Source organism: Solibacillus merdavium (assembly GCF_014836935.1).
GTDB lineage: Bacteria > Bacillota > Bacilli > Bacillales_A > Planococcaceae > Solibacillus > Solibacillus ferritrahens.
The window spans coordinates 44,798-58,719 of sequence record NZ_JACSPW010000004.1 but is presented as its reverse complement, the minus strand read 5'-3'; the positions used below and the strand labels follow the sequence as shown (position 1 = coordinate 58,719).

General features: G+C 37.6%; 16 protein-coding genes. 14 read left to right on the top strand and 2 right to left on the bottom strand.

Annotated elements, in window-relative coordinates:
- Positions 1 to 48: 48 nt before the first annotated feature.
- From atpD to H9632_RS05840, 14 genes are all read left to right on the top strand, one after another.
- Positions 49 to 1,464 carry a F0F1 ATP synthase subunit beta gene (atpD, locus tag H9632_RS05905; RefSeq protein ID WP_191703200.1) on the top strand — a complete coding sequence of 472 codons (1,416 nt, stop codon included), beginning with the start codon at positions 49 to 51 and terminating at the stop codon, positions 1,462 to 1,464.
- A 23-nt stretch (positions 1,465 to 1,487) separates the two neighbouring features.
- The gene (locus H9632_RS05900) at positions 1,488 to 1,895 is read left to right on the top strand and encodes a F0F1 ATP synthase subunit epsilon (RefSeq protein ID WP_191703199.1); all 408 of its coding nucleotides are present in this window, start codon (positions 1,488 to 1,490) and stop codon (positions 1,893 to 1,895) included.
- Between the two features lie 142 nt (positions 1,896 to 2,037).
- Positions 2,038 to 2,280 carry a DUF1146 family protein gene (locus H9632_RS05895; protein WP_191703198.1) on the top strand — a complete coding sequence of 81 codons (243 nt, stop codon included), beginning with the start codon at positions 2,038 to 2,040 and terminating at the stop codon, positions 2,278 to 2,280.
- A gap of 366 nt (positions 2,281 to 2,646) precedes the next feature.
- Positions 2,647 to 3,948, top strand: coding sequence for a UDP-N-acetylglucosamine 1-carboxyvinyltransferase (murA, locus tag H9632_RS05890; RefSeq protein ID WP_191703197.1), 1,302 nt, complete (start codon positions 2,647 to 2,649; stop codon positions 3,946 to 3,948).
- Between the two features lie 231 nt (positions 3,949 to 4,179).
- On the top strand, positions 4,180 to 5,088 hold the full coding sequence (gene spoIID, locus H9632_RS05885; RefSeq protein WP_191703196.1) for a stage II sporulation protein D: 909 nt from the start codon (positions 4,180 to 4,182) through the stop codon (positions 5,086 to 5,088).
- Positions 5,089 to 5,137: 49 nt separating this feature from the next.
- Entirely contained in the window at positions 5,138 to 5,788 is a 651-nt protein-coding gene (locus H9632_RS05880; protein ID WP_191703195.1) for a M23 family metallopeptidase, read from the top strand.
- A 338-nt stretch (positions 5,789 to 6,126) separates the two neighbouring features.
- A complete protein-coding gene (locus H9632_RS05875; RefSeq protein WP_191703194.1) occupies positions 6,127 to 6,393 on the top strand; it encodes a sporulation transcriptional regulator SpoIIID in 267 nt (88 codons plus the stop codon).
- A 191-nt stretch (positions 6,394 to 6,584) separates the two neighbouring features.
- Positions 6,585 to 7,577 carry a rod shape-determining protein gene (gene mreB, locus H9632_RS05870; RefSeq protein WP_318247676.1) on the top strand — a complete coding sequence of 331 codons (993 nt, stop codon included), beginning with the start codon at positions 6,585 to 6,587 and terminating at the stop codon, positions 7,575 to 7,577.
- A gap of 72 nt (positions 7,578 to 7,649) precedes the next feature.
- Entirely contained in the window at positions 7,650 to 8,492 is an 843-nt protein-coding gene (locus H9632_RS05865) for a flagellar hook-basal body protein (RefSeq protein WP_191703192.1), read from the top strand.
- A gap of 65 nt (positions 8,493 to 8,557) precedes the next feature.
- Positions 8,558 to 9,397 carry a flagellar hook-basal body protein gene (locus H9632_RS05860; RefSeq protein WP_191703191.1) on the top strand — a complete coding sequence of 280 codons (840 nt, stop codon included), beginning with the start codon at positions 8,558 to 8,560 and terminating at the stop codon, positions 9,395 to 9,397.
- 25 nt (positions 9,398 to 9,422) lie between these two features.
- On the top strand, positions 9,423 to 9,713 hold the full coding sequence (locus H9632_RS05855; protein WP_191703190.1) for a DNA-directed RNA polymerase subunit beta: 291 nt from the start codon (positions 9,423 to 9,425) through the stop codon (positions 9,711 to 9,713).
- A gap of 172 nt (positions 9,714 to 9,885) precedes the next feature.
- Positions 9,886 to 10,323 carry a 3-hydroxyacyl-ACP dehydratase FabZ gene (gene fabZ, locus H9632_RS05850; protein WP_191703189.1) on the top strand — a complete coding sequence of 146 codons (438 nt, stop codon included), beginning with the start codon at positions 9,886 to 9,888 and terminating at the stop codon, positions 10,321 to 10,323.
- Between the two features lie 192 nt (positions 10,324 to 10,515).
- The gene (locus H9632_RS05845) at positions 10,516 to 10,899 is read left to right on the top strand and encodes a hypothetical protein (protein ID WP_191703188.1); all 384 of its coding nucleotides are present in this window, start codon (positions 10,516 to 10,518) and stop codon (positions 10,897 to 10,899) included.
- A gap of 111 nt (positions 10,900 to 11,010) precedes the next feature.
- A complete protein-coding gene (locus H9632_RS05840; protein ID WP_191703187.1) occupies positions 11,011 to 11,373 on the top strand; it encodes a hypothetical protein in 363 nt (120 codons plus the stop codon).
- A 794-nt stretch (positions 11,374 to 12,167) separates the two neighbouring features.
- On the opposite strand, the gene H9632_RS05835 is transcribed toward H9632_RS05840, so the two are convergent.
- Together H9632_RS05835 and H9632_RS05830 are read right to left on the bottom strand one after the other, a co-directional pair.
- Positions 12,168 to 13,136 (bottom strand): nuclease-related domain-containing protein, encoded by a 969-nt coding sequence (locus H9632_RS05835; RefSeq protein WP_191703186.1) that lies wholly within the window; start codon positions 13,134 to 13,136, stop codon positions 12,168 to 12,170.
- Positions 13,137 to 13,300: 164 nt separating this feature from the next.
- Positions 13,301 to 13,729: a YwpF-like family protein gene (locus H9632_RS05830; protein ID WP_191703185.1), complete on the bottom strand. Its 429-nt coding sequence runs from the start codon at positions 13,727 to 13,729 to the stop codon at positions 13,301 to 13,303.
- Between the last annotated feature and the right edge of the window lie 193 nt (positions 13,730 to 13,922).

Sequence of the window (13,922 nt, the reverse complement as noted above, 5' to 3'; positions counted from 1 at the left end):
GCGCATTCACCAACGTCGTATAAGAATACGATAGGAGGGTACAAAGTAATGAACAAAGGACACGTTCTTCAAGTAATGGGTCCAGTAGTAGACGTAAAGTTTGCTAATGGTCAATTACCAGATATTTATAACGCATTAACAGTTACAATTGAACGTCCTAACGAAGCACCGACTACTCTTGCATTAGAAGTAGCGCTTCACTTAGGTGACGATTCTGTTCGTACAATTGCCATGTCATCTACTGATGGTTTACAACGTGGAGCAGAAGTAACAAACTCAGGAGCACCAATCTCAGTACCAGTTGGTGATGCTACATTAGGTCGCGTATTTAACGTACTTGGTGAAGTTATCGATTTAGGTGAAGAGATTCCTGCTGACGTTCGTCGTGATTCAATTCACCGCGAAGCTCCAACATTCGATGAATTATCAACTACTGTAGAGATCCTTGAAACAGGTATCAAAGTAGTAGACTTATTAGCACCATATATTAAAGGTGGTAAAATCGGTCTATTCGGTGGTGCCGGTGTAGGTAAAACAGTATTAATCCAAGAATTAATCAACAACATCGCACAAGAGCACGCAGGTATTTCTGTATTCGCAGGTGTAGGTGAGCGTACTCGTGAGGGTAACGACTTATTCTTCGAAATGACAGATTCAGGCGTAATCAAACAAACAGCGATGGTATTCGGTCAAATGAATGAACCACCTGGAGCACGTATGCGCGTAGCTTTAACTGGTTTAACAATGGCTGAATTCTTCCGTGATGAGCAAGGTGCAGACGTACTTTTATTCATCGACAACATTTTCCGTTTCACACAAGCAGGTTCTGAAGTTTCTGCCCTATTAGGTCGTATGCCTTCAGCAGTAGGTTACCAACCAACACTTGCTACAGAAATGGGTAAATTACAAGAGCGTATCACATCTACTACTAAAGGTTCTGTAACTTCTATCCAAGCGATTTACGTACCAGCCGATGACTATACTGACCCGGCTCCGGCTACAACATTCGCCCACTTAGATGCAACAACTAACCTTGAGCGTAAATTATCTGAGATGGGAATCTATCCAGCGGTAGACCCACTAGCTTCGACTTCTCGTGCATTATCACCAGAAATCGTTGGACCAGAACACTATGCAATCGCAACTAGTGTTCAACGTACAATCCAACGTTACCGTGAGCTACAAGATATCATTGCTATCTTAGGTATGGATGAGTTATCTGATGAAGATAAACAAACTGTAGAACGTGCTCGTCGTATCCAGTTCTTCTTATCTCAAAACTTCCACGTAGCGGAGCAATTCACTGGTCAAAAAGGTTCTTACGTACCGGTTAAAGAAACTGTTCGTTCATTCAAGGAAATCCTTGAGGGCAAATGGGATCACTTACCAGAAGATGCTTTCCGTTTAGTTGGTTCTATTGATGAAGTAGTAGCGAAAGCTAAAGAAATGGGCGTACAAGTTTAATTAGCTGACGAGGAGGAAAAAATATGAAGACAGTTAAAGTCAATATTGTCACTCCCGACGGCTCAGTATACGATTCAGAGGTTACGATGGTAATCGCTAAAACGACTTCAGGTGAAATCGGTGTCTTAGCTGGCCATATCCCTATGGTTGCTCCACTTGCAATTGGTGCAGTGAAGCTTAAAAAAGCAGATGGCACGACAGAAGTTGCAGCGGTTAGCGGTGGTTTCATTGAAGTTCGTCCTGAGAAAATTTCGATTTTGGCTCCTTCTGCTGAAGTTGCTGCTTCTATCGATATTGCACGTGCTAAAGAAGCTTTAGCGCGTGCTGAAGGTCGCCTTCAAAAGAAACAAGATGACATCGATTTCAAACGTGCGGAACTATCTTTAAATCGCGCGATGAATCGTATCAACGTTCATGAGGGTAACATCTAAATTTGATGACGTGCGGGCAGAGGTCTCTCTGCCCGCTTTTTTTGGATGTAACATATTTTCAAGTAACAAAAATCTGAAAGCACGATTCGCCATAATACTACGTGCGAAATCTATTCTCGTTTTTTAAAAGGAGTGGAGAAAAATGGATTTATTTGTTGAAGCTGGTCAACAGGCAATCATTAATGTTTTAGCATATATTATATTTATAGGAATGGCTCTTTATGCATTACAAGGCTTACGTATTGAACAATTGTTTAAAAAAGGGAAAACGTTTCAAATCCAGCTCTTTTATATATTTATGAGTATTGCAATCGGCTCGGCTGTTGCAGACTTCTTTTTAAATTTTCTAAGTTGGTCTAAAACAATCCCTTATATTTTCGGTTAAAAAGGAAGATAAGCATTTTATTTCTTGCAGGGAGCAATAACCGTTTGTTTTTCACTCCAAGAAATAAAATTTCCTAGGAAATATTGACGTTTGTATAGCTACTTGTTTTGGGTAGTTAATAGAAGATGCTACTTAAGTTGTGAAAATTTGTCTATTCACATTAAATAGTTGCGCTGCGTATTATAATTTAATAGCCTTTTCAGAAAAATTAGCTTAAAATAGTATTTTGGGTGCTTGAAATAAAGTGCCAATAAATGTAGTATGATTTTTGTGTGTAAAATTGAAGTCAAATGAAGTTTAAAATAATTATTATTAAATTGAACTTATCCATTTATTATATGAGAATTGAATTCGGAGGGACGAATTGTGGAGAGAATTATTGTTACTGGGGGTCAGACTCTAAAAGGAACAGTACGCGTTGAGGGTGCAAAAAATGCTGTATTGCCAATTTTAGCTGCTTCTCTATTAGCTTCTAAAAATAAAAATATGATTAAAGACGTACCGAACCTAGCTGATGTAGGAACGATCGGTGAAGTCTTAAAAAGTTTAAATGCTATTGTAGAGTTTAATGTTGAGAAAAATGAAATGATTATAGATGCATCTATGAAGCTATCAAGTGAAGCACAATTTGAGTTTGTTAGTAAAATGCGTGCATCGATTTTAGTGATGGGGTCGCTATTGGCGCGTAATGGCTATGCACGTGTTGCATTACCAGGTGGATGTGCTATCGGATCTCGTCCTATTGAACTTCATTTAAAAGGCTTTGAGGCAATGGGCGCAGAAATCTCCTTTGGACATGGTTATGTGGAAGCAAAGGTAAAAGATGAATTAAAAGGCGCAGAAATCTATTTAGATTTCCCAAGTGTAGGCGCTACAGAAAATATTATGACTGCAGCAGCACTTGCAAAAGGTACTACGGTTATAGAAAATGCTGCAAAAGAACCTGAGATAGTAGATTTAGCAAACTTTATTAACGCGATGGGTGGTCGTGTTATCGGTGCTGGAACAGATACAATCCGCATCGAGGGTGTGAAAGAACTTAAAGGTTGCGAGCATTATATTATTCCAGATCGTATTGAAGCAGGTACATTTATGGTAGCAGCAGCAATTACACGCGGCGATGTATTTATTGAAAATGCAGTACCTGAGCATATGACGGCATTAATCGCAAAAATGCGTGAAATGGGCGTTGAAGTTATTGAGGAAGATGAAGGCGTACGTGTACGTTCAAATGACCCCTTAAAAGCAGTGGATATTAAAACTATGCCACATCCAGGATTCCCTACCGATATGCAATCGCAAATGATGGCCTTAATGTTAACAGCGAACGGAACAAGCATCATTACAGAAACAGTTTTTGAAAACCGTTTCATGCATGTTGAAGAATTCCGTCGAATGAATGCAGACGCAAAGATCGAAGGACGCTCTGTTTTTATTGAAGGTGGAAAAAATCTGCAAGGAGCTGAAGTTTCAGCTACAGATTTACGCGCAGCAGCCGCACTTATTTTAACTGGCTTAGTATCGGAAGGTGTAACACGCGTTACAAAATTACATCATTTAGACCGAGGTTATGTAGATTTCCACAAAAAATTGGCTTCTCTAGGTGCTCAAATCGAGCGCATTGATACAGAAGAAGAAATCTTACAGGAAACAAGTGTACCAGTTTAAATTATAAATAGTTTGGCATTTCGAGGGCTTATAAAGTTTTCGGAATGCTTTTTAATTTTCAGGAGATTTTTAAAATGATAGAGAATTTTTATAGAAATAAATAAAACTACCTAGTCAGTAGAGTATATGTCTCGAAAAATAGATAATGACAATAAAAAGTAGAATGTAAATATCTCATTTTCTCTTAAATAATCCAACTCATATTCCTCCAACCATCTCATATACTGTCTCATGAAAAAAATTATAATTTATTCCATCATCTGTGTTTTGTTATTTTTAATACCCCTTACTTTTAAGACTAAAAATCCCAGCACTACTTCAACAAAACCATTGCCTCAAACAGAGTCTTGTCCAATACTCATTACTGCGAACAATGAAACAATTCCAGTTGAAGACTATCTGATCGGTGTCCTAGCAGGAGAGATGCCGGCAAGCTTCCATCTAGAAGCATTGAAGGCTCAGGCTATTGCTGCACGCACATACGTATTGAAACAAACAGACTATGGTGCAAAACCAATTCTTACAACGACCGCACACCAAGTATACAATGATCAAAATTTACGTGAACAAAAATGGCAAACTACCTTCGCAGAAAATGAACAGAAGCTTACAGAAGCGGTTCGACAAACAGCGAATCAAATCCTCACTTACAATGATGAACTAATTACTGCAATGTTTCATGCTTCGTCCTATCAACAAACAGAATCCGCTAAAAATTATAGTGGCAACTCCATACCTTATTTGACATCTACTACTTCACCTGAACAACTTGATGCCGAGAAAACGCATTACACCTACGAGGAACTAAATAAAAAACTTCAACAAAAATTTTCGAAGGCCCAATTTCAAAACGCTAAAATTCAGCGCAATGACTCTCAACGTATTGAGCAAATCAAAATCGGCAAAAAAACATGGTCAGGACGAGAATTTCGAACACTTTTAAATTTGAAATCCAGTAATTTTACTTGGTCAGCAACAGCGAATGGTATTACGCTAACGACCTATGGATACGGGCACGGGGTAGGCATGAGCCAGTATGGAGCTAATGCGATGGCTCATAATGGAAGTGCAGCAAAACAAATACTCGCCCATTATTATCCAAACACTACACTAGAAACTATAAAATATTGTAAAAAATGATGTTTAACTTTTAAAACTCCTGTCTACACTTCCATTTGAGGTGATGAATATGAGAGAAGTTAAACAAAAGCCTTCTCAAAAACCAGTTACACAAAAAAAATGGTTTTGGCCGGTTGTATACGGTGGTATGGCAGTAATGATTGTGGCCGTAATTTTTAGTTTTACTGCATTATATGAAAGTCAGGAAGAGCAAGAATTGTTAAGTGAAGTATCTGCGCCAGTGGAAGAAACGATTATTCCAACATCTACAGCTCAAGAAACATTAAAGTATCCATTTAAAGAACAATACTTAAGTGAAGTGACAATTTTACAAGATTTTTATGATGTTACAAAAGATGAAGCAACAAGAGAAAATGCATTACTTGTATTTAATCAAGTATTCACAACATCAACAGGGGTATCTATTGCGATTAATAGCGAGCCTTTTGAAGTAGTTGCTGCAATGAGCGGTGAAGTAACGGAAGTAAAGATGGATTCGTTTACGGGCAATATGATTACCCTAACACATCCAAACGGTATGCAAACGCGCTATAACTCAGTGGCAGATATTCTTGTAAAACAAGGAGATAAAGTTTCTCAAGGAGAGCCAATCGCTACTTCTCAAGAAAATGAATGGAATCCTACAGCAGGTATCCATTTACATTTCGAAGTTATTGAAGATGGGGTATTAGTGAACCCGAACAAATATTTATCCTTTTGATTTCCTGACAAAATGGATTGATACAGAAATGTTTTTAGCAAGATCTCAACGATTCCTTCATTCTAACTCGAATAAATAAGAGCCAACTCACATAAGGTGAAATATTAAGAAAGAAAGGCTCTTAATCTTCATACCATAGTTGTCTGTGACACCTGTTGTATGAAGATATGCCTCTGGCAGTTGTCACAGATTTTTTAAGGAACTGAGGAAGTCCGCCTAAAAACGTCGCTTCGTGCGACAATGGCAAACTGACCCACATCCTGTGAGCCTAAACTCAAAAAAATCTGGACGCAATTACGCCGAGGCGTAATTGATATTCGGGTAGAGAGGGAGAGGACGTGCACGAACATATTCGGCAACGCTGCGTTCGATTGGGTGAACTGTTGGTAGAGACAGGGGAAACCGTGCGTGCACTCGCGAAAATGACGGGATTTTCAAAAAGTACTGTACACAAAGATTTGACAGAGCGACTAAAACAAGTGAATGAACCACTTGCGCTACAAGTACAACAGGTATTATCCTACAACAAATCGATTCGCCATTTACGCGGTGGTGAAGCAACACGTAAAAAGTGGATATCTAAGCAACAAGAAAAAAGCATTTAGGCTGTTTTTATAGCAACTAAATGCTTTTTTAAGTGATTATAAATCCATAATTATTCCATTAAAATCCATTATAAAGGAAAAACCTTCCCTTAATATTGATGTAATTAAGTATTGTATATGATAAAATAACTAAGATAGAGATATAAAGATTCGTATACATGTTGAAATGGTCGGAAGGAGAATTACAAAACATGTTTTCAAAAGATATTGGGATAGATTTAGGTACTGCAAATGTGCTCATTCACTTAAAAGGTAAAGGGATTGTGTTAAATGAACCGTCCGTGGTAGCAATTGATAAAAAGACAAATAAAGTACTAGCAGTCGGTGAAGAGGCACGTCAAATGGTAGGACGTACCCCTGGGAATATCGTCGCAATTCGTCCATTAAAGGATGGAGTCATTGCTGATTTTGATGTAACAGAAGCAATGCTGAAGCATTTTATTAATAAATTGGAATTAAAAGGTTTTCTTTCAAAGCCACGTATTTTAATTTGCTGTCCTACTAATATCACATCCGTTGAGCAAAAGGCTATTCGGGAAGCTGCTGAAAAATCAGGCGGCAAAAAAGTATATTTGGAAGAAGAACCTAAAGTTGCAGCAATTGGAGCTGGCATGGATATTTTCCAACCGAGTGGCAATATGGTCGTTGATATCGGTGGAGGTACAACGGATGTTGCGGTGCTATCTATGGGGGATATTGTAACAAGCGAATCTATAAAAGTCGCAGGGGATGTATTCGACAATGATATATTGCAATACATAAAGAAAGAATACAAGCTGTTAATCGGCGAACGTACAGCAGAAAATATTAAAACAACAATAGGTACAGTTTTCCCAGGTGGGCGTAATGACTCAATGGATATCCGCGGTCGAGATATGGTTACAGGTTTACCGCGTACAATCGAAATTAATTCAGAAGAGATTGAGCATGCATTGCGTGAATCGATTGGGATGATTGTCCAAGCGGCAAAAGATGTGCTGGAAAAAACACCACCTGAATTATCGGCAGATATTATCGATCGAGGCGTTATTTTAACAGGCGGCGGTGCGTTATTGCATGGGATTGACCAGCTGTTAATTGAAGAGCTGAAAGTTCCTGTATTTGTCGCAGAAAACCCGATGGATTGTGTGGCAATTGGGACTGGAATTATGCTAGACAATATTGATCGCGCGGTAAATAAATAAGTTAAATTACTAATAATTCTTTAATTTTTACCGATAAATTATAAATACAAACATTAATTAGAGGTGAAATGGGTGTTTAAAGGTTTTTATACAGTAGCTACAGGAATGGTTGCACAACAACGTAAAACAGAAATTCTAACAAATAATATGGCCAATGCAAATACACCTGGTTTCAAATCAGACCAAACGACAATCCGATCTTTTCCGGATATGTTGATGTCTGCAGTAAATTCGACAACAATCCCTACCGAAAAGGGCTTTGCATTAAAAAAGTTGAATCCAGTAGGCGCGTTAAATGCCGGTGTATATTTACAAGAAACGATGCCTAATCAAGCACAAGGCCAAATATATTCTACAGGCCTAACGACTGATATAGCATTAATAAATAGCTCGTTACCAATTGACGAGGCTTCAGGTAATTCTGCTCAAATATTTTTCCGTCTGGAAAATGAAGATGGTGTAGAAAGCTATACACGTAACGGGAACTTTACGATGGATGGACAAGGAAATCTAGTAAATGCTCAAGGACTATTTGTATTGGATTCGAATGGCGAGCGTCTGCAATTGACAAACGACAATATTCGTATTAGTGCGGATGGTGCGATTTTTGACGAAAATGGTGTACAGGTTGGCACTTTAGGTGTCGCATTTTCTGAAAATCCAGATGTACTTGTTAAGCAAGAGAATGGTTTATTTAATACGTTGGATGGTGTTGATTTACCTTCAGCTTACGGTCAGGCAAATGTTCAGTTTGCAATGCAGCAACAGTATTTAGAAGGTTCAAATGTCGATGCATCAAAAGCAATGACAGACCTTTTAACAGCGTATCGCGCATTCGAAGCAAATCAAAAAGTGCTGCAGGCATATGATAAGAGCATGGAGAAAGCCGTAAACGAAATTGGACGCGTTAACTAAATAAGGAAATGGTAAATGATTTTCATTAACCGTTGAATTTTCGTATAATAGGGAGGTACTAGATAATGTTACGTACAATGATGACTGCGACAAATACATTGTCACAAGTTCAACAGCAACTAGATACAATCAGTTCAAATATTGCAAATAGTAATACGCATGGTTATAAAGCACAGCAAGCGAATTTTTCTGAAATGCTTTATCAACAGTTTAATAACGATGAATATGACCGTACTGTAAGGGATACACCTGTAGGCATTCGTTATGGTGTCGGGGCACAAATTGGTCAAATCCAATCAAACCAGGCACAAGGTTCAATTCAATTGACAGAACGTGATTTGGATTTTGCTTTAACAACGAAAAACCAATACTTTAATGTATTGATGCAAGATGATGCAGGTGACGTACGTACTGCCTATACACGTAACGGTAGCTTTTATGTAACTCCTACAGAAGCTGGAATTGTCACACTAGTGAACAGTGACGGATACCAAGTAGCAGATGCAAACGGTCAGCCGATTACATTCCCAGATGATGTGACACAGTTTACGATGGATTCGGATGGCACTTTAGTGGCAAACTATGATAATGGTGCAACCTTAACTTTCCAATTAGGTATTTCATCATTGCAAAAACCACAAGTAATGGAAAAATTACAGGGTGGGACATATATTGGTTTACCAGAAAACCTGGACGAGCTTGGATTTACACAGGCACAAGTGCTAACGGATTTACAAGGAGCAAATCGTCAAGTAGGTATACAAAAAGGTGCGCTTGAAATGTCGAACGTAGATTTATCGCAAGAGATGACAAATCTGATACAGGCACAGCGCTCATATCAATTTAATACACGTGCGGTAACCATTGCAGACCAAATGCTTGGATTAATTAACGGCATTCGCTAAGCAGTATTTCTAAGGGAGAAAAATTATGACAAAAGAGCTAGATAGACGAGTTGTACAACAAGAGCCTCCAGCAAAAAAGACGAGACGTAGGTTAAGAGAAGTTTCTGAGCCAAACACGGATCAGCCTGCTCGCTGGGTCCGACTTCGTCTAATTCCCATTTGGCTTCGAATAATAGTTGTCTTCCTTCTCTTTGGTATCGCAACAATTGTAGGGCTAATTGTTGGCTATAGTATCATAGGAGATGGCGCTACATCGGATGTTTTAAAAGGGGATACATGGCAGCATCTTCTCAATATTATCAATGGGAAAGAGTAGGGGATTGTCGGGAAGGTCATTACCGAACGATCCCTTTACAACGAAAAAGTAAATGCGGAAAAGCTGCAAAAAATCATGCGCTTTTCTTCCATGCTTTCGTTGATTTATTGATCCATACATAATTGGTAACATTTTTATACATAATATTATAGAGTAAATGAGGGGGATTATTTTGTTAAACTCAGAACAAATTCAAAATATATTACCACACCGTTATCCGTTTTTACTAGTAGATCGTATTCTTGAAATAGAAGAAGGAAAGCGTGCACTAGGTTTAAAAAATGTTTCGATAAATGAAGAATTTTTCAACGGTCATTTCCCTGGCTACCCGGTTATGCCGGGGGTATTAATTGTCGAGGCATTAGCACAAGTAGGCGGCGTTGCTCTATTAAATGCACCACAATTTAAAGGAAGACTTGTTTTCTTAACAGGTATAGATAATTGTCGTTTTAAACGACAAGTTGTACCGGGCGATCAATTAAAGCTAGAAGTGGAATTTATAAAATTGCGTGGGCAAATGGGTAAAGGTCGCGGTATTGCTACTGTAGACGGCGAACTTGTATGCGAATGTGAGATTTTGTTTGCGATCGGACCAGAACAGCCAAAGTAAGCCATTTGCATTTATAACTTAAAGATTATAAAATATAAAGGTTGAACAAATTATTCAGCCTCTTTTTTACAAAATTTTAACAAATTACGCAATTAGAGAGATTATTGCAAGTTACCCCTTTTTTATGGAAGTTTCAAACACTCATATACAATGAGCGAAGTTCGGCTTTAAACGTAGGAGGTTTTAAAATAGATGTATAAACAACTGTCTTCAGGCGTAAAAATTAGCATTACACGATCAATATCGACGTCGTTTGAAGCTTATTTAGCAAGCATTGGTTGGGATGAGGAAAAGTTTTCAATGGAAGACTACATGGCCAGCTGGCAAAATTATTTTAAGGAAAATGCGGCATGGATTGATAAGATCCCAGCAGACATTTTACTGAGCACAGAATTCCATGAAGAAATTGCAAAGAAAATGGACGAGGTCATTTCAAAAATTTTAAATGAAGAGCCAACAGAAAAGCAAAAAAAAGAAATTGCTAAATTACAGAAAAAATTAGGAACAAATTTCAAATTTGACTGTAAAGCAGAAGCCGCTTATGTTGAACAGCTTTTAAAAGATAAATTAAAATAACCAAAATTTTTTGTAGGATAGATCCTTCTTTTCCCGGGCAATCTATGTACGATCACATGAGGACATGATGTGATTGATCAATGATTGCATACGGAGAGGAGGGATTTTTTTATGCGAAAATCATTATTATTAGCAATTTCACTTGGGTCGGCGTTATTTTTAGCGGCGTGTAACAACGATGATAACGCTCAAAATGGCAATACTCCAGCGGGCGATGTCAAAAATGGTGTTAATGATGTAATGGATGATACACGTGACGTCATTGATGATACGGTTGACACGGTCGATCCGAATGCCAAAAACGGGCAAACAAATGAAAGTACAATGGACAACAATGCCAATGTACCGAATGGCTCAAGCGGTCCAAATGGTGATAACGGTGTAACTGCACCAGGTGCACCATCCGTAAACCAGGAAGATATCATTGAGGATCGAAAAGACCGAGATGATAAAGACAAGATAGACAATCAATAATTAAAAAGAACCAGCGTTCATTTTGGACGCTGGTTTTTTTTAGGGACGAGTGAGAATTTGGGGTTTATTCGCCACATTGGATCGATAATTGACAAGTGTTCAGTATTATCAGCTTGGTATTGAAAAGGGTCGCTATACAATAACTTTGAATTGAAATTTGCCACTTTTATCAATTTAAACGCCACTCTTGGGTCGATATTCGACAAATCCTCTGAAATATTCGTCACTTAGGATTAGATAATCGCCACTTCAGCCTCGATAATCGTCAAATAGAAAAATAATCGCCACTTAGGATCATATATTCGTCACTTAATGAATTTTATTATCCGCTTGATATTGAAAAGGGTCGCTATACAATAACCTTAACCTGAAATTCGCCACTTTTATCAATTTAATCGCCACTCTTGGGTCGATATTCGACAAATCCTCTGTGATATTCGTCACTTAAGATTAGATAATCGCCACTTCAGCCTCGTTAATCGTCAAATAGAAAAATATTCGCCACTTAGGATCATATATTCGTCACTTAATGAATTTTATTATCCACTTAATATTGAAAAGGGTCGCTATACAATAACCTTAACTAGAAATTCGCCACTTTTATCAATTTAATCGCCACTCTTGGGTCGATATTCGACAAATCCTCTGAAATATTCGTCACTTAGGATTAGATAATCGCCACTTCAGCCATGATAATCGTCAAATAGAAGAATAATCGCCACTTCAACCAGGATATTCGTCAAATCCTCTGTCATATTCGTCACTTAAGATAAAATATCCGCCACCTACAGAAGTTACTGAATGTGTACCTTTCGCACTCTTTTTTCTTCCCATTGTAAAATGTCTTCGGGAATAATATAATAAGTTCCTTTTTTCGTACCATGGCGCTCGAGGCCGAGTCGTACTAAAAGTTTTGAAGCAGCTTGGATACTTTGAATTCCGAAAAACTCACGGAACTGCTGATTAGTAATTTTTTCGCTAATTAAAATACGGTAATGATGGAGTGTTTCGAAGAGGGCAGAACGACTTTTTAACTTGCAAAAATTGCAAATAAATAAACCATAATGATAATGCATCGTATTTTCAAAGTTACACTGTTTACAGAGGACGCCTTTACGAAGTCGATTCGAGCTGATGAAACGGCGTGGAGGAAGGGGCTTATAAAGTTGATTAAGCTTTGCAATGATAACATTAATGTTAGCATTTGATTTTGATGTATTGCGATATAGATTTTCAATAAAGCTCGGGACACCGCTAATATGGAAAATAGGGAAACTGTCCAGTGATTCATCCAACATCGCTTGGAAATTTGCAATGACAACAGCAAAATAAACTGGAATATTAATTTGCCATTTTCTCAAACATTGTTCCAAAAATAGCTGGTGACGGTATACTTGATCAAGCGGATTACGGAAGTTTTCGCGCTTGTCGTTATGGATGCGGAAAAATTCATGTTGTCCAGGTTTGTAGAATAATGTGCCGGATAGTTGCTTTACTTCAAAAATCAAAATAAAGAATGGAGTAATTAAAATTGCATCCATTTGGTGTGAAAAGCCATTTTCATTCATACATTCGAAATTATAAATTATGTGATAATCCGTTTTAAAGAAATAATCAGAAAGAGTTTGCTTTAGCTTCACTTCACCTGATAATCCCGCCTCCAACCGATAAAACTCCTGCTGAATTGAACTTACCTCATAGTCATCTGGTAAAATTCGTTTCATTAAGGTTTCTGTATAAAGATAATGTTTTGATTTTTGCACTGACTACACCTCCACCATAAATATACGATGTGTGAAATTTATTTACAAATTACACCAAAAGTGCAATTTTAAATATATTGCTAAAGTAAACTGCTTTTTACACTTATCTGTACATACCAAATATTCATTTCCACAAAAAAAGTACGGCATCAAGTACCGTACTTTCACTTTTTATCTTTTAACGAAGGACGATTACGCATCCCTTGTTCAAATGCCTCAAGAAGTTCATCATTACGTAAACCATCCTCAAGCAGCTTTCCTAATAATAGCTCCGCGTACTTTTTACGTTGTGCCTTTAATCGTCCTTTTATAAGCACTGAAATTTTATCGTCCAATTTTGTAATGGAATGAACGACAACTGCAAACGGTGCTGGTTCATTGTCAGGAAGAGAGATAATGGCACGTGCATCGATAGCTTCGCCGGACGTGATAAAGCTTTGGAAAAAATCATAGTATGTATCTTCTGTAAAAAGCTCTAAAATCCACATTTGATGGCTGTTTTCCTGGTTAATAATAATGCCATCAATTAAAGGGATTTTTTTGATTTCATTCGAAAGTAATAAATCGAAAGCAAGCATTTTAAAGGTCTTCAATTAATAAATCCCCCCACAATTGTCTTTTGTAAAAGTATAACATATAAAAAATGCGAAACTGTAAGAATCAGCATACTTAAATTAATGCTTTCAAGCTATTGTTTATTAGTATTTACCTAAAAATCATTCTAAAAACAAGTATGTTAAATTAAATTTTTCGAAGTCCATTTCACTTGAAATCGTCATTTTGCCG

Coding starts and splice junctions, on each gene's coding strand:
- H9632_RS05855 (WP_191703190.1), top strand. CDS start 9,423: ATGACAAAAGAGCTAGATAGACGAGTTGTACAACAAGAGCCTCCAGCA.
- H9632_RS05880 (WP_191703195.1), top strand. CDS start 5,138: ATGAGAGAAGTTAAACAAAAGCCTTCTCAAAAACCAGTTACACAAAAA.
- spoIID (WP_191703196.1), top strand. CDS start 4,180: ATGAAAAAAATTATAATTTATTCCATCATCTGTGTTTTGTTATTTTTA.
- H9632_RS05845 (WP_191703188.1), top strand. CDS start 10,516: ATGTATAAACAACTGTCTTCAGGCGTAAAAATTAGCATTACACGATCA.
- mreB (WP_318247676.1), top strand. CDS start 6,585: ATGTTTTCAAAAGATATTGGGATAGATTTAGGTACTGCAAATGTGCTC.
- H9632_RS05860 (WP_191703191.1), top strand. CDS start 8,558: ATGTTACGTACAATGATGACTGCGACAAATACATTGTCACAAGTTCAA.
- H9632_RS05840 (WP_191703187.1), top strand. CDS start 11,011: ATGCGAAAATCATTATTATTAGCAATTTCACTTGGGTCGGCGTTATTT.
- atpD (WP_191703200.1), top strand. CDS start 49: ATGAACAAAGGACACGTTCTTCAAGTAATGGGTCCAGTAGTAGACGTA.
- H9632_RS05900 (WP_191703199.1), top strand. CDS start 1,488: ATGAAGACAGTTAAAGTCAATATTGTCACTCCCGACGGCTCAGTATAC.
- H9632_RS05895 (WP_191703198.1), top strand. CDS start 2,038: ATGGATTTATTTGTTGAAGCTGGTCAACAGGCAATCATTAATGTTTTA.